Consider the following 21507-nt stretch of genomic DNA (forward strand, 5'->3'; position numbering starts at 1 on the left):
TGCTCGAACGGAACGGGTTCGATGAGGTCTTCGCCCTGCATGTCGGATGCTTTCCCTGTCGGAGGGGGGAGGCCCGGGCCGGGCCTGAGGACGTAGGCTAGTGCCGGGCTTTCTGAAACTCAAGCCGCCCTGTCACCTTTGCCCGGTCGCCTTTGCCCTGTCACCTTTGCCCGGTCGCCTTTGCTCCGTCACCTTTGCTCTGCCGCCTGCGCGCGTCCTTCGCAGTGACGGATCTGGCGGCCGCGGTCGGACGGGCTTTTCCCGCAGTTCTCTGCGGCTGTCCGCGTCGGGCTTGCCCCTCTGCCGCCGGGCGCTTAGGCTCCCTTCCTCCGCCGCCAACGTTAACGTGAGATTTCGCGCGATGACACTGCGACATGGACGGGAATTCCTGGCGATTCCGGGCCCGACGACGGTGCCCGACGAGGTCTTGCAGGCCATGCACCGCCCGGCGATCGAGATCTATGCCGGTGCCCTGCTGGACACCACCACCAGCTGCCTGGAGGATCTGCGCCGCATCTTCAAGACCGAGGGGCGCACCTACATCTATGCCGCCAACGGCCACGGCGCCTGGGAGGCGGCGCTCAGCAACACCCTTTCGCGCGGCGACCGGGTGCTGGTGCTGGGCTCCGGCCTTTTCGCGCCGGCCTGGGGCGAGATGGCCGCGTCGCAAGGCATCACCGTCGAGGAGATGCCGGCCAGCTATCGCCATGCGGTCGATCCCGCCGCCGTCGAGGAGCGTCTGCGGGCCGATACGGCGGGGGAGATCAAGGCGGTTCTGGTGGTCCAGGTCGACACCGCCTCCAGCATCGCCAACGACATCCCGGCGATCCGCCGGGCAATCGATGCGGCTGGCCACGGCGCCCTGTTCATGGTCGATGCCATCGCCTCGCTCGCCACCATGCCCTTCGAGATGGATGCCTGGGGGATCGACGTCGGGGTGACGGGATCGCAGAAGGGTCTTATGACGCCCCCCGGGCTGAGCTTCGTGGCTGCCGGCAAGCGGGCGCTCGATGCGCATGAGAGCGCCGACCTGCGCACCTTCTACTGGGACTGGACACAGCGCGAAGGACCGCGCCACTACAACAAGTATTGCGGCACGCCGCCGGAGCACCTGCTGTTCGGCCTGCGCAAGGCGCTCGATCTGCTGTTCGAGGAGGGGCTGCCGGCGGTTTTCGAACGCCACCGCATCCTGGCCGAAGCGACGCGGCGCGCCATCGCGGTCTGGGCCCAGGGCGGGGCGCTCAGCTTCAACGTGCTGGATCCGGCGGCGCGTGCGAACTCCGTGACCACCGTGCTTCTGGAGGGACGCGACCCGGCAGAGCTGCTGCGCTACGCGGAAAACGTCTGCGGTGTGGTCCTCGGCATCGGCATCGGGGATCTCACCGACAAGGCTTTCCGCATCGCGCACATGGGCCATGTGAATGCGCCGATGATGCTGGGCACTCTGGGCGTGGTGGAGACCAGCCTGGCGGCGCTCGGCATCCCGCACGGCAAGGGCGGGGTCCAGGCGGCCATCGACTGCTTCGTCGAGGCCGTTCCGGTCGCTGGCAGGAACGACTCCGCCGGCAGCGGCGGCCCCGGCCCGGCGCGGGCCGCGGCCCCGGCCGTCAACGCGCCGGGGGAGTAGGCGCCGCCTTCGCCGCGCCCGTAGCCGGATTTGGCGACTTCTTCAGCGGTTACCGGTTCAGCGGTCGCCCGTCCCTCAGCTGCCGCTGCCCTCGTGTTTCGGCAGGTCGTCCTGCAGGTGGACCCAGGGCAGGCGCTCGGCCCAGTAGACGTGGAACTCGGGCGCGAAGTCCCGGGCGTCCTCGAGAGTGGCGGCGTAGAAATGGGTCTCTTCCGGCCAGCGCTCGCTTTCGTAGGCGATCGGCGTTCCGCAGGTCGGGCAGAACAGACGCCGCACGCCGGGCGATGATCGATAGACCGCGGGCTCGGCTCCCGTGAAGCGGCAAGCCCTCCGGTCGACCCCGAAAAAGGTGGTGAAGGGCGAGGCGGTGGCGCGCCGGCAGGAATCGCAATGGCAGTGCCCGCGCCAGTTTTCCGGTCCGTCATACTCATAGCTGACCGCCCCGCAAAGGCAGTGCCCGCGCTTCGTTGCCCCGCGTTTCGAAGTCATGACCGATCTCCCTGGTATTTCAGCGGGAGCTTATCTCCTCTTCGCAGGCCTGTCAGCGGGCCTCAGCCGTATTGAGCCGCTATCGCCGGCCCGCGGCAAAGGGTATGCTCCCTGCCGCCGACACAGCTGCGAGGATGCGGATCATGCCTTTCCCGGCCCGGGCCCTGCTGCAAGCCTTTGGACTCTCCGCTTTCCTGCTCGCGGGCCTGCTCGCGGGTCTGTCCATGGCGGTCTCCCCGCCCGCGTTGGCGGCCGAACGGGTCGATCTGGAGCTTGTGCTGCTGGCCGATGCCTCCGGCTCCATCGACGACGACGAGATTTTCTTTCAGCGTCAGGGTTATGCCGAGGCGATCACCGACCCCGACATCCTGGCGGCAATCGGTCTGGGACATGACGGCAAAATCGCGGTCACCTACGTGGAATGGGGCAATGCCAGCTCCCAGGAGGTGGTGGTGCCCTGGACCATCATCGACGGCGAGGCCTCCGCCGCGGCCTTCGCCCAGCAGTTGCTGGAGAAGCCGCGCCAGGCCTTCGGGCGCAACGCCATCGGCTCGGCCATCGCCGCCGGTCTGGCGCTGATCGAGAACAACGACATCGACGGCTTCCGCAAGATCATCGATTTTTCCGGCGACAGTGCCAACAACTGGGGCGGGCTTCCGGTTCAGGCGGCGCGCGACGCCGCCCTGGCCGCCGATGTTTCCATAAACGGTCTGGCGATCCTCTGCCGGCCCTGCGCCAGCGGGCGGCCCGTCAGCTACGACCTGGAGCAGGCCTTCCGGGAGGACATCATCGTCGGCCCGGCATCCTTTGTCGTCACCGTCGACGGCGACCAGAGCTTTGCCGAGGCGGTGCGCAAGAAACTCTTGCTCGAAGTCGCCGGCGTTCCCGACGAGCAGACCTTCCGCCTGCGCCTCGCGGCCGCCCGCAGCAGCCAAGCAGACTCCGAAGCGCCGCTGCAGTAGCGCGCAAGCGGGACCTCCGGCATGAAAGCGTTCGACCTTTCACAAAAGGTGGCCTTGGTCACCGGCGGAAACGGCGGGATCGGTCTGGGCATCGCCCGTGGCCTGGCCAAGGCCGGGGCGGCGGTGGCCGTGGCCGGCCGCAACAGGCAGAAGCTGTCCGCTGCCGTGGCAGAATTGGAGGGCCTGGGCGCCAAGGCCTTGTCCGTTGTTTGCGATGTGACCGACGCGGCGGCGGTCGCGGCCATGGTGAAAGAGACCCAGGCCCGGCTCGGCGGGCCCCACATCCTGGTGAACAACGCCGGCACCAACATCCGCAAACGCCCGGAGGACCTGTCGGCGGCGGAGTGGCAGCAGGTAATGGATGCCAACCTCACCAGTGCCTTCCTCTGCGCCAAGGCCTGCTATCCCCTCATGAAGCGGGCCGGCGGCGGCAAGATCCTCAACAATGGCTCCATGCTGTCGATCTTCGGGGCGCCCTGGAGCCCGGCCTACGGCGCCAGCAAGGGCGGCGTGGTGCAGCTCACCCGGTCTCTGGCCGCGGCCTGGGCGGCGGACAACATCCAGGTGAACTGTATCCTGCCGGGCTGGATCGACACCGATCTTACCCGCCTGGCGCGCCGCGAGGTGGACGGCCTGAACGACCACGTCCTGAAACGCACGCCGGCGGCGCGCTGGGGCCGGCCGGAGGATTTCGAGGGGCTGGCGGCGTTTTTCGCCGGGCCCGCCAGCGACTTCGTCACCGGTGCCGCCTTGCCGGTCGACGGGGGCTTCTCCATTTCGCTATAAACGCCCACCGCAACAAAGGACGCCGCGCCCAAGAGGATCCGTTTTCCGTGACCGATTTCATCGCTTCCCTGCCCAAGGCCGAACTGCACATTCATATCGAGGGCTCGCTGGAGCCGGAGATGATGTTCGCCCTGGCTCAGCGCAACGGCGTCTCGCTGCCCTACGACTCGGTGGAGGCGATCAGGGCGGCCTACAGCTTCGCCAACCTGCAGGACTTTCTGGACCTCTACTACCAGGGTATGTCGGTGCTGCGGACGGAGCAGGATTTCCACGATCTCACGCTGGCCTACCTCACGCGGGTTGCGGCCGATGGGGTGAAACACGTGGAGATCTTTTTCGACCCTCAGGCCCATACGGCGCGCGGGGTTGCCTTCGAGACCGTCCTGGACGGCATCCACAGCGCCCTGCAGGAGGGGGAGCGGCGGTTCGGCGTTACGTCGAAGCTCATTCTCTGCTTTCTGCGCCACCTGCCGGCGGAGGACGCCCTGGCGACCCTGGAGCAGGCCATGGATCACCGCGACCGCATCGTCGGCGTCGGGCTCGACTCCTCGGAGAACGGCTATCCGCCGGAGCTTTTCACCGAGGTCTTCGCCAAGGCGCGGGCTGCCGGGTTCCGCGCGGTCGCCCATGCCGGCGAGGAGGGGCCGCCCGCTTATGTGCGCGGCGCGCTGGAGGCGTTGCAGGTCGACCGCATCGACCACGGCAACCGGGCGCTGGAGGACGAGAACCTGGTCGCGGAACTGGCCGAACGGCGGATGCCGCTGACCGTCTGTCCGCTCTCCAACCTGCGGCTCTGCGGCGTGACAGACATGAAGCAACATCCCCTGAAGACCATGCTGGACAAGGGGCTCTTCGTCACGGTGAACTCCGACGATCCCTCCTACTTCGGCGGCTATGTGAACGACAACTACCGCGCGGTGCAGCAGGCGCTCGGCCTCAGCGATGCGGTTCTGGCCGAAATCGCCCGCAACTCCTTTGCCGCCTCCTTCCTCGACGACGAGGCCAAGGCCGCCCGGATCGCGGAGGTCGATGCTTACGTGAACGGCGGGTAAGGTAATCGGCCTTTGTACGCCGCCATGCTTGGGAACGTTCGACCTTGGACAAGAAAGCCATCATCCCGCCGGACCGGCAGAGCTATTACAGCGACTGGCATTTCGCGCCGGCGATCCTCTCCGGCGGTTTCCTTTTCGTCTCCGGCTGCACCGGGGCGAGCCCGGACGGCAGCCTGCCGCGGAGCCCGGAAGCGCAAGTTCGTCAGGCCTTCGCGAACGTCGGCACGGTGCTCGCGGAGGCCGGGGCGGACTTCGGCGACGTGGTGGAGATGACCAGCTATCACGTCGGCCTGCTCGACCATCTGGATCTCTTCCGCCGGGTGAAGGACGACTACATCGCCGAGCCCTATCCGGCCTGGACCGCGATTGGTGTTTCGGAGCTCGCGGCGCCCGGCGCGCTCATCGAGATCCGCGTCACTGCAAAGCAACCCTCCAATCGCTGAGGGCGTCGGCCCGCAAAGGCCGTCAACCCGGCCTCATGGACTCGGTTGCATCTTCTGCCCAAATCCTTAGTGTCCGCGCGACGCCGCATTCGTTCGCTGACTTCAAGGAGGGAACGATGGGTTATGAGATTCGCCACGTGCAGGACGGCGATCACCACGCGGTGCACCAGATCTTCCTCAGCCCGCACGTCGTGACCGGCACCATGCGGCTGCCGATCCAGCGTCTCGACGAAACCCGCAAACGCCTGGAGCCCAGCGACGGGACGACCGCCATGGTGGCCCTGTCGCAAGACCGGATCGTCGGCTTTGCCGAACTTTACACCTTCGGTCATGTTCCGCGCCACCGCCACGCCGGCGACATCAACATGATCGTCACCCACGCCGACTGGCAGGGCAAAGGCGTGGCCCGCGCGCTGATGGAGGCGATCCTCGATCTGGCGGACAACTGGCTCCAGCTCTCGCGGCTCGGTCTCACGGTCTGGACCACCAACGAGCGCGCGGTCGCGCTGTACAGGAGCCTGGGCTTCGAGGTCGAGGGAACGCTTAGGGCCTATGCCTACCGCCGCGGCGAATACATCGACGCCCACGTCATGGCCCGGCTGACCGGCGCGGCGGCCGGCTGACAGGCCGTGCCTCGCGCGCTTGTGACTTGCGCCTGCGACGTGCGCGCGAGTCCGGCGGAGATCTCTGGCGTGATAAGAAAAGGGCCGGAGACGGGCCTTCCCCCCGGAGGAAGAGGGGACGGTCCGTCTCCGGCCTCAGGTTAACCGATCCGCCCGGAGCCGAAGAGGGGGTGCGGGGTCCGGGCGGAGCGGCGGAGGCTTTTCGCGGGCGGCTTACTCGGCCGCCGCCGGATAGGTCACGCCCAGGGCCCTGGCGACGCCGGCGCCGTAGTCCGGGTCGGCCGCGTGGAAGTGGGCGAGCTGGCGCTGGACGATGAAGTCCGGCACGCCGGCCATGGCCCCGGCGATGCTCTCGAAGAGCCGCTGCTTCTGGCCCTCGTCGAAGAGGCGGAAGAGGTTGCCCGCCTGGGTGTAGTCGTCGTTGCCCTCGCGGTGGTCGTAGCGGTCGGCATCGCCGGAGATCTTCAGCGGCGGCTCGGCGTAGTCCGGGTTCTGGGCCGGGCCGTTGAAGGAGTTCGGCTCGTAGTAGACGTCCGGGTTGCCGGTGTCGTTGCGGAAGAACCGCATGGCGCCGTCCTTGTGATAGTGGTGCACCGGGCACTTGGGTGCGTTCACCGGCAGCGCCTCGTAGTGGGTGCCCAGGCGGTAGCGGTGCGCATCGGCGTAGGAGAAGATTCGCCCCTGCAGCATCTTGTCCGGCGAGAACCCGATGCCCGGCACGATGTTGGAGGGCGAGAAAGCGACCTGCTCGATCTCCGCGAAATAGTTGTCCGGGTTGCGGTTCAGTTCCATGACGCCGACGTCGATCAGCGGATAGTCGGCATGGGGCCAGACTTTGGTCAGGTCGAAGGGGTTGTAGGGCGTCTTCTCGGCATCGGCCTCCGGCATGATCTGGACCTTGAGGTCCCACTGCGGGAACGCACCGCTCGTGATCGAACCGAAGAGATCCTCCTGATAGCTCTCGCGGCTCTGGCCGATCACCGCGGCGGATTCTTCGTTGGTCAGGTGCCTGTGGCCCTGGCGGGTCTTGAAGTGGAACTTCACCCAGAACCGCTCGTTGTCGGCGTTGATGAACGAAAAGGTGTGGGAGCCGTAACCGTTCATGAAGCGCGGGCTGGTCGGAATGCCGCGGTCGGACATCAGGATGGTGATCTGATGCAGGGATTCCGGCGACTGGGACCAGAAGTCCCACATCGCGGTGGCCGAGCGCAGGTTGGTCTTGGGATGGCGCTTCTGGGTCCGGATGAAGTCCGGGAACTTCAGCGGGTCGCGGATGAAGAAGATCGGCGTGTTGTTGCCGACGAGATCCCAGTTGCCTTCCTCGGTGTAGAACTTCACCGAAAAGCCGCGCACGTCGCGCTCGGCATCGGCGGCGCCCAGTTCGCCGGCGACGGTGGAGAAACGCGCGATCAGCTCGGTCTTCCTGCCGACCTCGGAGAAGATCTTGGCGCGGGTGTACTGGGTGATGTCGTGGGTGACGGTGAAGGTCCCGAAGGCCCCCCAGCCCTTGGCGTGGACCACCCGCTCGGGGATGCGCTCACGGTTCTGGTGCGCCAGCTTCTCGATCAGCTGATAGTCCTGCAGCAGGACCGGGCCGCGCGCGCCGGCGGTTATGGAATTCTGGTTGTCGGAAACCGGCGCCCCCGCCGTGGTCGTCATGGTGGGGGTGGTTGTGGTGGGTCGGCTGGTCTTGCTGCTGTCGTCCGCCATCTCTGTCCTCCTGAAAACGGTGCTCTGCGCCCTGCCGGGTCCTGCTTGCAGTCTCGCCCTGCAGTCTCACCGGCTGCCCGGGTCGCACCCGGCTGAAGCGACGCCTCAAAGGTGGTCGGAAATCGTCGATAAGTGAAATCGATTGTTTCGATAGATATAATTGGCATAGACTATTATTAGGAAAAGGCGATGGTTTTGGGACTCTGAGCGATGAACCTGAGGGATCTGCGCTACCTGCTTGCGGTGGTGGAGGAGCGGCACTTCGGCCGCGCCGCCGAACGCTGCAATGTCACCCAGCCGACCCTGAGCGGCCAGATCCGCAAGCTGGAGGACAGCCTGGGGGTTACCCTCTTCGAGCGCACCAACCGCTCGGTGGTGACCACGGCGGTGGGCGAGGCCATCGCCAGGCACGCACGCCTGGCGCTGGAACAGACCGACCTGATCGAGGGCATCGCCCGCGCCCAGCGCGACCCCATGAGCGGCCGCCTGCGGCTCGGCGTGATCCCCACCGTCTCGCCCTACCTCATGCCCCTGGTGCTGCGGCGCCTGGCGGAGGCTCATCCGCGCCTCACGCCTGTGCTTTCGGAAGAAGTGACCGAGCGGCTGCTGGAGCGGCTGGCCGATCACGAGATCGACGCCGCCCTTCTGGCGACAACGCCGGAGGCCGCGGACCTCGCCAGCCTGCCGCTCTTTGAGGAGCCCTTCTGGATCGCCCATCCGCGCGACCATCCGCTGGCGTCCCTGGAGGAGGTTACCGAAGCCGACCTGGCGGAAGTGGACCTGCTGCTGCTCACCGACGGGCACTGCCTGCGCGACCAGGTGCTGCAGGTCTGCGACACCCGGGCCGGGACCCCCGGCGCGACGGCGCGCAACGGCAAGCGGACGAGTCCTTTCGGCGACCTGCGCGCCTCCAGCCTGGAGACGCTGCTGAACATGGTGGCCGCCGGCTTCGGCTGCACGCTGGTGCCGGCGCTGGCGGTCAGGGGCGGCTGGATGACGGATATGGGCATCGTCGCCCGGCCGCTGAAGCTGGCGACGGCGACCCGGCCGGTGGCGCTGTGGTATCGGCGCAGCTTCCCCCAGGTGAAGATGATCGAAGCCCTGGCCGACGTGGTGGTGGCGAATCTCCCCAACACGGTGCGGCCCCTGCGCGGCCAGACTTAGACCGGGTTGGCAACAAGAGGGGCGCCCCGCGGATCTGCGGGGCGCCCCCTTGGCTCAAGTCTGCGAACGAAGAGGTCAGGCGCTGGCCGGCTCCAGGGTCACCGTGTAGAGGTCCTTGTCGTTCAGGTCCTTCAGGGTCACGGTCATGGCCTCGGTCTCGCCGTCGATGCGCACATGGCCGAAGAACTGCAGTTCGGAACTCGGCGGCAGATTGCGCTCGCCTGCCGGGTCCTTGGAGTACACCACCTGCGGGCCGAAGGTGTCGTCCATGCGGCCCGGCCCGAAGGAGCCGGCATGAACGGGGCCGGAGACGAATTCCCAGAAGGGATTGAAGTCGCGGAACTGGGCCTTGCTGGGGTCGTAGTAGTGCGCGGCCGTGTAGTGGACGTCGGCGGTGAAGAAGACCGTCTGCTTGACGTCGTTGTGCTTGATGAAGCTCAGCAGGTCGGCGATGTCGTGCTCGCGGCCCAGCACCGGCCCGCTGCCGTTGGCGCCGTTCTCGAAGGCGTTCTCGCCGTCGGCGACGACGATGCCGATGGGCATGTCGCTGGCGATCACCTTCCAGGTGGCCTTGGATGCCAGCAGCTGCTGCTTCAGCCAGGTGAGTTGCTGCGGGCCCAGGAAGTCGGTGTCGCGGCTGCGCACCGGCTGGTTGTTGGAACTGTTGGGGCCGCGGTAGCTGCGCAGGTCGATGAAGAAGACGTCCAGCAGCGGCCCGTAGGGGATCTTGCGATAGATGCGCTCGCGGTCGCTGGGGTGCTGGCGGATCGGCATGTATTCCAGGAAGGCCTTGTTGGCGCGGGCCGCCAGCAGGTCCGCGCTCTTCACCGTGTAGCGGTCGTCGGAGATCAGCATCTCGCCCGGGTACCAGTTGTTCACCACCTCGTGGTCGTCCCACTGGGCGAGCATCGGCACCTCGGCATTGAAGCGCTTCACGTTCTCGTCCATGAGGTTGTACTTGTAGTTGCCGCGGAACTCGGCCAGCGTCTCGGCGACCTTGGCCTTTTCCTCGATCATCACGTTCTTCCAGACGCTGCCGTCGGGCTGCATCTTCTCCGTTTCCAGAGGGTTGTCGGCGTAGATGGTGTCGCCGGAGTGGATGAAGAAGTCCGGCCGGTTGTTGCGCATGGTCTCGTAGCAGCGCATGCCGCCCCAATCCAGGTTGATGCCCCAGCCCTGGCCGCAGGTATCGCCGGTCCAGACGAATGTGATGTCGCGCTTGCCGGCGGGTCCGGTGCGGAAGCGGCCGACCATCGGTTCGCTCAGCAGGTTGACGTCGGCCAGGTCCTGCCACTGCAGGCGATAGAAGATGTCCTGGCCGGCCGGCAGGCCGGTGAGATCCATCTTGGCGGTGAAGTCGTTGCCGTCGATGGCCGCCGGCCCGCGCAGGCGCTGGGCGTTGCTGAAGGAATCGCTGGTCGCGACCTCGACCAGCAGCCGCGAGGGCCGGTCGGCCCGGGCCCAGATGATGCCGCTGTCGGTGGTCACGTCGCCGGACTGAACGCCGTGGGTGAAGACCGGGCGGTTGGACTGGGCGATGGCGGGGAAGCCCAGCAGCCCGGCGCCGAACAGCCCGGCGCCGGCGGCGCCGCCGCGCAACACCTTGCGTCGCGAGTAGAGGGAGGTCGAGCGGGGAAAGCGCGTCGGCGTCATGATCTTCTCCTTGGCGATCGGGTTTTGGGGATCTTGCTGTTTCGTTAACGCGGAGGCGCGGCGTCCCGTGGCTGCCCCGGCCGGCCCGGCCTCAGCGCGTGGTTATGGTTAACGAATTCGATAGCCTTCGGACTTTGCCGCAGGATGTCGCTTGCAGGTCACTTTCGTGACGGGTGCGCTTAGGCGTTGAAGGAGGGCTCTCAGCGAGGCTTCGGCCCGGTTTTCCGGGCATCTTCAACGTCTCTTAATGGTTATCAGAGGAAACTGAAATCTGTCCGTAATCCCATGGAAAGGTTGGGGTCCTTGCCCACCAAGGCTGAGTTGGCCGAGGAGCTGGCGCGGCTCAGGCAACGCGTCGAGGAGGTGGAACGCCTCGAGGACGATCATGCCCGGGCTCTTTCCGCGCTCCGCGACAGCGAGGAGCGCCTGCGGGGGTTCGCTGCCGCGGCGTCGGACTGGTTTTGGGAAATGGATGCCGACCTCAGGCTTTGCTTCGTCTCCGAGCGGCTGAGAGAAACCACCGGTGTCGACCCCGACGAGGTGATCGGCAAGTCGCGGCTGCAGCTCGGGGCGGGCGACACCGACGAGGAGAAGTGGAACGCGCATCTGGCCGACCTGCGGGCTCATCGGCCGTTCCGTGATTTCCGCTATGTCTATGCCATGGCCGACGGATCGCGCCAGTACTGGTCGATCAGCGGGGTGCCGCTGTTCGACGACGACGGCAGCTTCCTGGGTTACCGGGGCACCGGACGCAACCTGACCGACGAATACCACGCGCGCCGCATCGCTTTCGAGGCGCAGGACCTGCTGCTTCAGGCGGTCGAGTCCTTCACCGCGGCGGTGGCGCTCTTTGATGCGGAAGACCGCTTGCTGCTGTTCAACGAGAGCTACCTCGCCTTCCACAGCGCCGCCACCGAGACCATCGGGCCCGGAATGACCTTCGAAGAGCTCATCCGCATCCAGATCCAGCATGGTCTCATCCCCTCGGCCTTCGGGCGCGAGGAGGAGTGGGTCGCCGAGCGCATGGAGCGGCACCTGAACCCGCGCGAAGAGTTCGAGGTCGAGCGCTCCGACGGCAAGTGGGTGCGGATCCGCGAGGAACGCACCACCAACGGCGGCATCTTCCTGACCGCCACCGATATCACCGAGACCAAATCCATCGAGCGGGCTGAGCAGGAAATCCGCGACCGCCTGCGCGCCGTGATCGACCATCTGCCCGCCGGCCTCAGCCTGAAGAACCAGGACGGCCAGTACATGCTGGTCAATCAGCAGTTCCGCGACGTCTATGGCCTGGGAGAGACCGTGCTGGTCGGCGAATCGCCTTTCGACTATTTCCGCCACGACGAGGCGGAGGTTTTTCGCGCACAGGACTGGATGGTGCTGAAGACCGGCGTGCCGATGGAGGTCGAAACGGAGGTGACCCGTGGCGACGGCGGCAAGGTCTTTGTCATGATCACGCGCTTTCCGGTGCTCGGCTCCGGCGGCACGCCGATCGGGGTCGGCGGCATCCATGTCGACATCACGGAGATGAAGGAGAAGGAAAAGCAGCTTCGGGTCGCCCGCGACGAGGCCGAGAGAGCCAACCGCGCGAAGTCGACCTTCCTCGCCAACATGAGCCACGAGCTGCGCACGCCGCTGAACGCGATCATCGGCTTTTCCGAAATCATGGAGCAGGGCCTCTTCGGCCCGATCGGCAACGAGCACTACCGCGAGTACGCCGAAGACATCCGGCGTTCGGCCAGTCACCTGCTCTCGATCATCAGCGACATTCTCGATCTCTCCAAGATCGAGGCCGGGCGCATGGAGCTGCACGAGGAACCCATCGACCTCGGCGCCGTGGTGGAATCCTGCCTGACCATCGTCAAGGAAACCGCGGCGAACAGCGGCCTGAAGCTGCAGGCGACCTTGCCGAAAGGCCTGCCGCAGCTCGTCGCCGACAAGCGGTCGATCCGGCAGATCCTGCTCAATCTGCTGTCCAACGCCATCAAGTTCACGCCGGTGGGCGGGTCGGTCTGCGCCGAAGCCTGCGTGGAAGCCGACGGCAGCTTTGCGCTGGTCGTGCGCGACAGCGGCATCGGCATGGCGGAAGAGGAGATCGACCTGGTTCTCCAACCCTTCGGCCAGGTCGAGAGCGTCCACACCCGCAGCCACGACGGCACCGGTCTCGGCCTGCCGATCACCAAGTCCCTGGCGGAGATGCACGGCGGCCAGATGGTGGTCGAAAGCACGGTCGGCGAAGGCACGGAGATCACCGTGCGCTTCCCGGCAAGCCGCGTCCTGACCTGGCCGGGCGGTGCCGGCAGGCCCAGCCAGAACTCCGCCTGACCGCGCCCGGATGGGCCGCCGCGCCCCGCGGCCGGCCTAGAGCGGCCAGACCATCAGAATGACCGGGACCGCCACCACGATCACCAGTGCCTCCAGCGGCAGACCCATGCGCCAGTAGTCCCCGAAGCGATACCCGCCGGGGCCGAGGATCAGCGCGTTGTTCTGGTGGCCGATGGGCGTGAGGAAGGCGCAGGAGGCGGCGACGGCAATGGCCATCAGGAAAGGATCGGCGCTGACGCCCAGCCGCTCGGCAATGGTCGCCGCGATCGGCGCCATGACGACCGCGGTCGCCGCGTTGTTCAGTATATCCGAAAGGGTCATGGTGACCACCATCAGGATCACCAGAACGATGCTGGCCGAAAGCCCGGCGGTGACTGTCAGCAGGCCGTCGGCGATCAGCGTCGTCGCACCGGTGGATTGCAGCGCGCCGCCGACGGGGATGAGGGAGCCCAGCAGCACGATCACCGGCCAGTCGATGCCGTCGTAGAGTTCGCGTACCGCCAGCATGCCGCTGACCACCAGAAGCGCGACGGCGATGCCGAAGGCAATCTGGATCGGCACCAGCCCCAGGCTGGCCGCGGCGATGGCGGCGGCGAAGATGGCGATGACGGCTGGCCCCTGCTTGCGTTTACCGAAGTGAAGCTCCCGCTCGGCCAGCGGCAGGCAGCCGAGTGCCGGGACGAGGTCGGCCAGATGCTCGGTCTCGCCGTGCAGCAGCAGCACGTCGCCCGGCCGGATGCGGAAGGAGCGCAGCCGGCCGCGGTAGGGTTGGCCCTGGCGGGAGACGGCGAGAATGGTGATGCCGCGCCGCGCGAAGAGGCGCAGCGATCCGACCAGCCGCCCTTCCAGGCGCGAGCCCGGCGTCACCACCGCTTCCATCAGGGTCGCGTCCTCCGGCGGTTTGGTCTTGCCCGTCTCGACGCCGATCTCCAGCCCGAGCTTGCTGACGAACTTGTCGATCTCGTCGGGCGCCCCCTCGATCTTCAGGACGTCGCCCGCCTGCAGCTCCTTGCGGCCGGCGGCCGGATGCACCCGGTCGTTGCGGATCTGATCCATGATGACGGCATCGATGTCCTGGGTCAGGTCGTCGATCTCGCGCAGCGTCTTGCCGATGTGGGGATTGTCCTCCGGCACCCGCACCTCGGTGATGTAGTTCTCGATGTCGAAGAGGTCGCCGCCCGCCGCACGGCTGGTGCCGCGTTCCGGGACCAGCCGCCAGCCGATGAGGGTGATGAAGACCAGGCCGGCAAGCGCGATGGCCAGCCCCACCGGGGCATAGTCGAACATCTTGAAGGGCTGGCCCGTGAGCTCGCCGCGAAAGGTGGCGACGATGATGTTGGGCGGCGTTCCGATCAGCGTCACCAGGCCGCCGAGGATCGATCCGAAGGACAGCGGCATCAGAAGCTTCGCGGGCGAGCGGACCGCCTTGCGGGCCGACTGCAGCGCCATGGGAAGCAGGATGCCGAGGGCGCCCACGTTGTTCATCACCGTGGAAAGCACCGCGCCCAGGCCCGCGAGCACGCCGACATGACTGCTGGTCGAGTGCTCCGCCGGCCTGATCAGCCGGGTCAGCAGGTCGATGGCGCCGGAGCCGGAGAGAACCCGGCTGAGGATCAGGACCGCCGCCACGGTGATGGTCGCCGGATGGCCGAACCCGCTGAAGGCCTGCGCGGCCGGAACCAGCCCGGCGACCACGGCCACCATCAGGCAGCCGAAGGCGACGACGTCGTAACGCCAGCGGCCCCAGACCAGCAGCACGAAGAGCCCCAGCATGATGGCGAAGATCATGATCTGCTGTTCGGTCATAAGGGGACGGGCGGTTCCGGGCTGGCTGAGAGGACAGGAGCTGAGAGGAGAGGAATTGTGTCACTCCCTTTGCCGGACCGCCAGGGCCTGAGTGCCGGTTGCCCCGGTTGAAGGCGCAAAGGCGGCTTTTCGCGCGGGTCATGCCTGTGCAAACGGCCTGGTAACGCCGCCTGTGCTATGGTCATCCATTGATTGCGGGCTGCGAAAAGCCCTCAATTCAGCCGAAACTGGGTTTTTTAGGCGGTCCGGCGCCCGTAACGCCGTGTCACATCCCTGTGAAAGGCCTTTTGGCGGCATTCAGCCTTCCTATCTGAGCTGCAGACGGGGCGCCTGCCGGGGGAGTTGAGCGGGCACCCGCACCGAGGTCGGGGGACCATCGAGAGCGTCGCATGCGACCCCGCTACAGCGACAAGGAGACAGCGCCATGAAGAAGGTTTTTCTGAGCACGGCTTCCCTCGCCGCCGGGGCGCTCGCCTTTGGCATCTCTTCCGCCTCGGCCCAGGAGGCCCAGGTTATCGAACTCACGCAGACCGCCTGCCAGTTCGTCGAGGTCGAAGACGGTGGCGATCACGGCTACACCACCACCCAGAAGGCCGACTGCGAGGCGATCAATGCCGACAGCGGCGCGGACCGCCTGGCCAGCGCCAAGGTGCTGACGCTGAAGCCCGGCAAGTATGTCTTCCGGGTGACGAACAAGAACGTTCCCTACGACCTCGGCTTCTGGGTGCGCGAGCACGACTACGACTGGCGCAATCCGTTGCACAAGCTGAACAAGGTCTCCGTCTCCGGCGGCGGCCTCAGCCAGGGCACGACCAAGGACTACGAAGTCACGCTCGAGGCGGGCGAGTACATCTATAGCTGCCCGCTGAACCCGACGCCGAACTACAAGATCGTCGTCGAAGGCTAACGGTTCCGGGTCAAGGGGCCGGCGCCGCTGCGGCGGCGGCCCGGAAGCCCGGGAAGACACAAGCGCAAACAAGGAACAGCACGATGGCCAAGACCATCCAAGCGGATATCTGTGTGATCGGGGCCGGTTCCGGCGGCCTTTCTGTGGCCGCCGGTGCGTCGCAAATGGGCGCCAAGGTGGTTCTGCTCGAAAAGGGCAAGATGGGCGGCGACTGTCTGAATTACGGTTGCGTCCCTTCCAAGTCCCTGATCGCCGCCGGCCATGCGGCCGACACGGTGCGCCACGCCGGCAGGTTCGGCGTCAACGGTCACGAGCCGGAGGTCGACTTCCTCGGCGTGCGCGATCACGTCCGCAGCGTCATCGCCGCCATCGCCCCGCACGACTCGGTAGAGCGCTTTGAAGATCTCGGCGTCACCGTGATTCAGTCGGCCGGCAGCTTCACCGGGCCGGGCGAGGTCGTCGCCGGCGATACCCGCATCAAGGCCAAGCGCTTCGTCATCGCCACCGGGTCGTCGGCAGCGGTGCCGCCGATCCCGGGCCTCGACCAGGTTCCCTTTCTGACCAACGAGACCGTCTTCGATCTGGCCGAGCGGCCCGACCACCTGATCGTCATCGGTGGCGGCCCGATCGGCGCCGAACTGGCCCAGGCCCAGCGTCGCCTGGGGGCCAGGGTCTCGCTGCTGGAGATGTTCACCGTGCTGGGCAAGGACGACCCCGACGTCACCGCCTTCGCGCGCAAACGCCTTGTCGAGGACGGCATCGAGATCCACGAAGGCATCGCCATCAAGGAGGTTGCGCCGCATGGCAACGGCGTCGCGGTAACCATCGAGGAAAACGGCGAGACGAAGCAGATTGTAGGCTCCCACCTTTTGGTGGCGGCCGGGCGCAAGGCCAATGTGGGCGGCCTGAACCTGGAAGTCGCCGGTGTCGCCTACTCCCCCAAGGGCATCGAGGTCGACGCGCGTCTGCGGACGACCAACAAGAAGATCTTTGCCATCGGCGATGTCGCCGGCGGTTATCAGTTCACCCACATGGCTGGCTACCACGCAGGCATCGTCATCCGCAACGCGCTCTTCAAGCTGCCCGCCAAGGTCGACTACAAGGCGGTGCCCTGGGTCACCTTCACCGACCCGGAGGTCGCCCACGTGGGCCTGACCGAAGCCCAGGCGCGCGAGCAGTACGGGGACAAGGTGCGGGCGCTCAAATGGTCCTTCGCCGAGAACGACCGCGCCCAGGCGGAGCAGGCCACCGAGGGCCTGATCAAGGTGGTGGTCGGCGCGCGGGGCAAGATCCTGGGCGCCTCCATCGCCGGGCTGCACGCCGGCGAACTGCTCCAACCCTGGGTCCTGGCCATCAGCCAGGGTCTGAAGATCGGCGCCATGGCCAACATCATCGCGCCCTATCCGACCCTGGGCGAGGTCAACAAGCGGGTTGCGGGGAGTTACTACACCCCGAGCCTGTTCAGCGAGCGTACGAAGAAGATCGTCCGGTTCCTGCTGCGCTTCTAGGGCCCAGAGCTGGGGCGCAGACGAAAGGCCGTCCAGCGGCCGCAAGACAGCAATCCTTTGGATCCATCAACCACCGCCCGCACGAGCGGCGTGGGGCGGCAAGCCTGGAGTTTGTCATGAGCGACCATGTATCGACCTCTGGCCCCGTGCCGCGGACCGCAACGGAGGCCACCACAGTGGACAACAACACTGTTCCCACCAGGAAACCGTCCCGCGTGAAGCGCTTTCTGCCGCTTGCCGTTCTGGCGGCGGCCATTGCGACGGCCTTCTCGCTGGGTCTGCACGAGCATCTTTCCATCGAAGCCCTGCGCGAGCACCGCGCAGCACTCAACGGCTTTGTGGCGGACAATGCCGTCCTCGCCGGGCTGGCCTTCGTCTCGCTCTACGCCCTGGCGACGGCCCTCTCGCTGCCGGGCGGCGTGGTGCTGACGATCGCCGGGGGCTTCCTCTTCGGCGTCACAACAGGCGCCGTCTATGTCGTCGTCGCTGCGACCCTCGGCGCGACGGCGATCTTCCTGATCGCACGCTCGGCGCTCGGCTCGGCGCTGCGGGACCGTGCCGGGCCCTTCCTGAAACGCATGGAGGCAGGCTTTCAGGAGAACGCGCTGAGCTATCTGCTGGTGCTGCGTCTGATCCCGCTGTTTCCCTTCTTCATCGTCAACCTGGTTCCGGCCTTCCTGGGCGTGCCCTTGCGCACCTATGTGCTGGGCACCTTCTTCGGGATCATCCCGGGCACCCTGGTTTTCGTCCTCGCCGGAGCCGGCCTTGGGTCGGTCTTCGATCAGGGCGGCAGCTTCTCCGTGGGCTCGGTGCTGACGCCGGAGATCATTGCCGGGCTGGTGGGCTTGTCGCTTCTTTCCCTGCTGCCGGTCGTCTACAAGCGCGTGAAGGCGCGGCGGGCGGGCGCCTGATCGGCGGGCCGGACGGGCGTCGCTCTGGCGCCCTTCCGGCCGGCTTGCTATGCTGTGGCGGTGCACACAGCCGGCCAGGCCGGCTCCCGTCAAGAGGCGCTGATGCATCGCCGCTTTTGGTTCGCCGCAAGAGTCGGCAGGGTCCTTCGCCAGGCCCTGCTGGTACCCTTGTTCATGGGGGTCTTTGCTGCCGGCGCGGTGGCACAGGAGATCACCTTCTTCCGGATCGGCACGGGCTCGACCGCCGGCACCTACTTCCCGGTCGGCGGTATCATCGCCAGCGCCATCTCCTCGCCGCCCGGCAGCCGCGACTGCGACCGCGGCGGCAGCTGCGGCGCCCCGGGACTGGTGGCCGTGGCGCAGTCGACCCGGGGGTCGGTGGACAACGTCCGACAGATCCGTGACGGCAGCCTGGAATCCGGTTTCAGTCAGTCGGACGTCGCCTACTGGGCCTTCAACGGAGAGGAGCTCTTCGAAGAGGAAGGCGCCGTCTCCAGCTTGCGTGCGATCGCGAACCTCTATCCGGAAACCATGCACCTCGTGGTGCGCTACGACTCCGGTATCGAGAGCGTGCAGGATCTGCGTGGCAAGCGCATCTCCCTGGACCGCAAAGGCTCCGGGACCCGGGTGGATGCCTTGCTGATCCTGAAGGCCTTTGGCCTCGGCGAAGACGATGTGGAGGACGTGCCACTGGCATCCGGCGCCGCTGCCGACGCCCTGCGCGAAGCCGAGATCGACGGCTTCTTCTTCACTGCCGGTACGCCTGCCGCGGCGGTGCAGGAGCTGGCGGAGGAGGCGCTCGTCGAGCTGGTGCCGATCGAAGGGCCGCCGGTGGAGGCCCTGCTGGCGGACTCTCCCTTCTTCGCCGACCAGATGCTACCGGCGGGAACCTATCCGGGGATCGGTGCGACCCACACCGTTTCGGTCGGGGCGCAGTGGCTGGTCGCGGAGAGCGTGCCGGAGGAAACGGTCTACCAGATCACGCGCGCGCTGTGGCACCCCAGCACCCGGCAGCTTCTCGAGAAAGGCCATCCGAAGGGGGCGCAGATCATGATCGAAAAGGCCACCGAGGGGCTCGGCGTGCCTCTGCATCCGGGGGCCGAGCGCTACTACCGGGAGGCCGAGGTGCTGCAATAGGCGCAGCCGCGCCAAGCCGCGCCTGCGCAGTTTCCGGTGCGTGCAGTTCCCGGTACCTGCTGCTCCGGGTGCGCGCGGTCAGAAGAACACGATGGTCTCGCTTTCCTCCGCCGCTTCAGCCAGCCACTGGCGCATCAGGGACCAGTCCATGATCACAGCGCAGTAGGCTTCGCTTTCCGCCTTCAGCGTCACTTCGAAACTGCGGAAGCGGGTGACGACCGGGGCGTAGAAGGCATCGGCAATGGTCGGGGCGCCGAAGAGGAAGCCGCCCTCGGCGCCGTAGCGGGCGCGGCAGTCGTGCCAGATCTCTTCTATGCGGGCGATCTCCCGGGCGACCTCCGGGCTCAGCGGATGGTCCGTGTAGCGCCGCCGCAGGTCCATGGGCAGGGCCATGCGCAGAGCGCGAAAGCCGGAGTGCATCTCTGCCACCACCGAGCGCGCAAGGCTGCGCGCTTGCGGATCGTTCGGCCAGAGCCCTCTATCGGGATACCGCTCGGCCAGGTGCTCGCCGATGGCCAGGCTGTCCCAGATCACCTGACCGTCCTCGATCAGCGCCGGCACCTGGCCGGCCGGGCTGTGGGCCAGGATCTTCGCGCGGGTATCGGACTTGCGCAGGTAAATCACCTCTTCTTCGAAGGGGATGCCGGCCAGCTTCGCGATCAGCCAGCCGCGCAGGGACCAGGAGGAATAGCTCTTGTTACCGAGGATCAGTCTGTAGCGGGGCATGGGCTGGGCTTTCTCCGGGTCGGTCTTTCTGCGGCTCGACAGGGCCGCGATTTAGCGCAAAGATGCGCGCGCCACGCAAGCCGTTCGTCGCCGGCTTTTCCTGCGGCGCGGCTTTCCTCGACCCTTCCTCCTGCCCACTCCGGAGCCCGCAGCCTTGGCAACGACATCATTTCTGGTTACCGACGACCCCTCCGCCAGACCCCTGACCGCGCTCCCGCGCGAGGCCTTCGACGACTGGCTGAAGGACCAGCGCGCCGAGCGGCGCGGCTGGATCGCGCAGAGCGGGTTCAAGGCGGCCCCGGGCAGCGTTTGTCCGCTGCCCGGCGCGAACGGCGCGCTGGACGAGGTCTTGGCCATCGTCGACGCCAAGGAGCCGATCTGGTCCTTTGCGGCATTGCCCTCGACGCTGCCGCCGGGCTCCTACCGCCTGACCCAGCCGCTGCGCCCGGCCGCGGCCAGCAAGGCGGCGCTCGGCTGGCGGCTCGGCACCTATGCCTTCATCCGCTACAAGGCAAACGGGCGCGATTATGCCAGCCTGGTCTGGCCGAAGGGGGCCGACCAGGATCTCGTCGCCCACACTGCCGAGGCGACCTTTCTGGTGCGCGATCTTGTGAACACCCCGGCCAACGACCTGGGCCCGGCGGCGCTGGCCGATGCGGCCAAGGCGCTGGCCCGGCGCCACCGCGCCAAGTGCAGCGTGATCGTGGGCGATGCGCTGCTGCGCAAGAACTATCCGGCCGTGCATGCCGTGGGGCGGGCCGCCGATGACGAGCCGCGCCTGATCGATCTGCGCTGGGGTGTGCGGGGGCCGCGGGTCACCCTGGTGGGCAAGGGGGTCTGCTTCGATTCCGGCGGGTTGGACCTGAAACCGGCGGCCGGCATGAAGCTGATGAAAAAGGATATGGGCGGCGCCGCGCACGTGCTGGGCCTGGCCGCCCTGATCATGGCCCAGAAGCTGCCGCTGCGCCTGCGGGTGCTGGTCCCGGCGGTGGAGAACGCGGTCTCCGGCAACGCTTTCCGCCCGATGGATATCCTCCAGACGCGCAAGGGACTGACCGTCGAGGTGGGCAACACCGATGCGGAGGGGCGCCTCATCCTCTGCGATGCCCTGGCCGAGGCGGACAGCGAGAAGCCGGACCTGCTGCTCGATTTCGCGACCCTGACCGGCGCCGCGCGGGTGGCGCTGGGCCCCGACCTGCCAGCGCTTTTCTGCAACGACGACAAGCTGGCCGGTACCCTGCTGCGCCACAGCGCGGCGGAGAACGACCCGATGTGGCGTCTGCCGCTCCACCAGCCCTACCGCCAGGGCCTGGAGAGCAAGACCGCCGACCTCAACAACATCGCCGGCAGCCCCTATGGGGGCGCCATCGTCGCCGCGCTCTTTCTGGAGCAGTTCGTCAGCCCGTCGACGCGCTGGGCGCACTTCGATGTCATGGCCTGGAACCCGGCGGGCAAGCCGGGCCGGCCGGAGGGCGGCGAGGCCATGGGCCTGCGCGCGGCCTATGCGGCCGTTGTCGAACTCACCCGGCGTACGCCCGCGGCCAAGCGCTGACCGCCGCCTGGCGGCGCCCGTCACGCCGTCTGCCTGCCGCAGACGCGGGACAAAGCAGGCCTGGGGCAAAGAGGGGACAGCGCTTGCGCCCCGGGTTGAGCTTCGGCAGAATTCGTTTCGCACCTG

General features: G+C 67.1%; 18 protein-coding genes. 13 read left to right on the plus strand and 5 right to left on the minus strand.

The genetic code is table 11. The annotated features are described in order from the left end of the window. Window positions 1–361: 361 nt before the first annotated feature. Window positions 362–1627 carry a pyridoxal-phosphate-dependent aminotransferase family protein gene (locus tag ACO06P_RS15925; RefSeq protein ID WP_420346213.1) on the plus strand — a complete coding sequence of 422 codons (1266 nt, stop codon included), beginning with the start codon at window positions 362–364 and terminating at the stop codon, window positions 1625–1627. Between the two features lie 75 nt (window positions 1628–1702). On the opposite strand, the gene ACO06P_RS15930 is transcribed toward ACO06P_RS15925, so the two are convergent. Continuing rightward, window positions 1703–2116: a GFA family protein gene (locus ACO06P_RS15930; protein ID WP_420346214.1), complete on the minus strand. Its 414-nt coding sequence runs from the start codon at window positions 2114–2116 to the stop codon at window positions 1703–1705. A 143-nt stretch (window positions 2117–2259) separates the two neighbouring features. Between ACO06P_RS15930 and ACO06P_RS15935 the strand changes: the two genes are divergently transcribed. From ACO06P_RS15935 to ACO06P_RS15955, 5 genes are all read left to right on the plus strand, one after another. Then, the gene (locus ACO06P_RS15935) at window positions 2260–3078 is read left to right on the plus strand and encodes a DUF1194 domain-containing protein (protein WP_420346215.1); all 819 of its coding nucleotides are present in this window, start codon (window positions 2260–2262) and stop codon (window positions 3076–3078) included. A gap of 21 nt (window positions 3079–3099) precedes the next feature. After that, window positions 3100–3864: an SDR family NAD(P)-dependent oxidoreductase gene (locus tag ACO06P_RS15940; protein ID WP_420346216.1), complete on the plus strand. Its 765-nt coding sequence runs from the start codon at window positions 3100–3102 to the stop codon at window positions 3862–3864. Window positions 3865–3911: 47 nt separating this feature from the next. After that, window positions 3912–4916 (plus strand): adenosine deaminase, encoded by a 1005-nt coding sequence (locus tag ACO06P_RS15945; RefSeq protein ID WP_420346217.1) that lies wholly within the window; start codon window positions 3912–3914, stop codon window positions 4914–4916. A 44-nt stretch (window positions 4917–4960) separates the two neighbouring features. Next, the gene (locus ACO06P_RS15950; protein ID WP_420346218.1) at window positions 4961–5359 is read left to right on the plus strand and encodes a RidA family protein; all 399 of its coding nucleotides are present in this window, start codon (window positions 4961–4963) and stop codon (window positions 5357–5359) included. A 116-nt stretch (window positions 5360–5475) separates the two neighbouring features. Beyond that, entirely contained in the window at window positions 5476–5982 is a 507-nt protein-coding gene (locus tag ACO06P_RS15955) for a GNAT family N-acetyltransferase (protein WP_420346219.1), read from the plus strand. Between the two features lie 213 nt (window positions 5983–6195). On the opposite strand, the gene ACO06P_RS15960 is transcribed toward ACO06P_RS15955, so the two are convergent. After that, window positions 6196–7692 carry a catalase gene (locus ACO06P_RS15960; protein WP_420346220.1) on the minus strand — a complete coding sequence of 499 codons (1497 nt, stop codon included), beginning with the start codon at window positions 7690–7692 and terminating at the stop codon, window positions 6196–6198. 210 nt (window positions 7693–7902) lie between these two features. Here ACO06P_RS15960 and ACO06P_RS15965 point away from each other — a divergent pair, with 210 nt between their 5' ends. Continuing rightward, window positions 7903–8856: a LysR substrate-binding domain-containing protein gene (locus ACO06P_RS15965; RefSeq protein ID WP_420346221.1), complete on the plus strand. Its 954-nt coding sequence runs from the start codon at window positions 7903–7905 to the stop codon at window positions 8854–8856. Window positions 8857–8931: 75 nt separating this feature from the next. Here the strand turns inward: ACO06P_RS15965 and ACO06P_RS15970 are convergent, their stop codons facing one another. Then, on the minus strand, window positions 8932–10509 hold the full coding sequence (locus ACO06P_RS15970; protein WP_420346222.1) for an alkaline phosphatase D family protein: 1578 nt from the start codon (window positions 10507–10509) through the stop codon (window positions 8932–8934). 303 nt (window positions 10510–10812) lie between these two features. On the opposite strand from ACO06P_RS15970, the gene ACO06P_RS15975 reads away from it, so the two are divergent. Beyond that, window positions 10813–12834, plus strand: coding sequence for a PAS domain-containing sensor histidine kinase (locus ACO06P_RS15975; protein WP_420346223.1), 2022 nt, complete (start codon window positions 10813–10815; stop codon window positions 12832–12834). Between the two features lie 36 nt (window positions 12835–12870). Here the strand turns inward: ACO06P_RS15975 and ACO06P_RS15980 are convergent, their stop codons facing one another. Then, window positions 12871–14640, minus strand: coding sequence for an SLC13 family permease (locus tag ACO06P_RS15980; protein WP_420346224.1), 1770 nt, complete (start codon window positions 14638–14640; stop codon window positions 12871–12873). A 424-nt stretch (window positions 14641–15064) separates the two neighbouring features. Here ACO06P_RS15980 and ACO06P_RS15985 point away from each other — a divergent pair, with 424 nt between their 5' ends. The 4 genes from ACO06P_RS15985 (at window position 15065) to ACO06P_RS16000 (ending at window position 19103) form a co-directional block, all read left to right on the plus strand. Then, the gene (locus tag ACO06P_RS15985; protein ID WP_420346225.1) at window positions 15065–15547 is read left to right on the plus strand and encodes a hypothetical protein; all 483 of its coding nucleotides are present in this window, start codon (window positions 15065–15067) and stop codon (window positions 15545–15547) included. An 83-nt stretch (window positions 15548–15630) separates the two neighbouring features. Continuing rightward, window positions 15631–17055, plus strand: a complete 1425-nt coding sequence (locus ACO06P_RS15990; RefSeq protein WP_420346226.1) for a dihydrolipoyl dehydrogenase family protein — start codon at window positions 15631–15633, stop codon at window positions 17053–17055. A gap of 116 nt (window positions 17056–17171) precedes the next feature. After that, entirely contained in the window at window positions 17172–17966 is a 795-nt protein-coding gene (locus ACO06P_RS15995; protein WP_420346227.1) for a TVP38/TMEM64 family protein, read from the plus strand. Between the two features lie 102 nt (window positions 17967–18068). Continuing rightward, window positions 18069–19103, plus strand: coding sequence for a TAXI family TRAP transporter solute-binding subunit (locus ACO06P_RS16000; protein WP_420346228.1), 1035 nt, complete (start codon window positions 18069–18071; stop codon window positions 19101–19103). Between the two features lie 78 nt (window positions 19104–19181). On the opposite strand, the gene ACO06P_RS16005 is transcribed toward ACO06P_RS16000, so the two are convergent. Further along, a complete protein-coding gene (locus tag ACO06P_RS16005; RefSeq protein ID WP_420346229.1) occupies window positions 19182–19829 on the minus strand; it encodes a glutathione S-transferase family protein in 648 nt (215 codons plus the stop codon). Between the two features lie 154 nt (window positions 19830–19983). Here ACO06P_RS16005 and ACO06P_RS16010 point away from each other — a divergent pair, with 154 nt between their 5' ends. After that, a complete protein-coding gene (locus tag ACO06P_RS16010; RefSeq protein WP_420346230.1) occupies window positions 19984–21381 on the plus strand; it encodes a leucyl aminopeptidase family protein in 1398 nt (465 codons plus the stop codon). Window positions 21382–21507 lie beyond the last annotated feature (126 nt).

The sequence above is a fragment of the Pelagibius sp. genome (assembly GCF_965227505.1).
Taxonomy (GTDB): Bacteria; Pseudomonadota; Alphaproteobacteria; order Kiloniellales; family Kiloniellaceae; genus Pelagibius.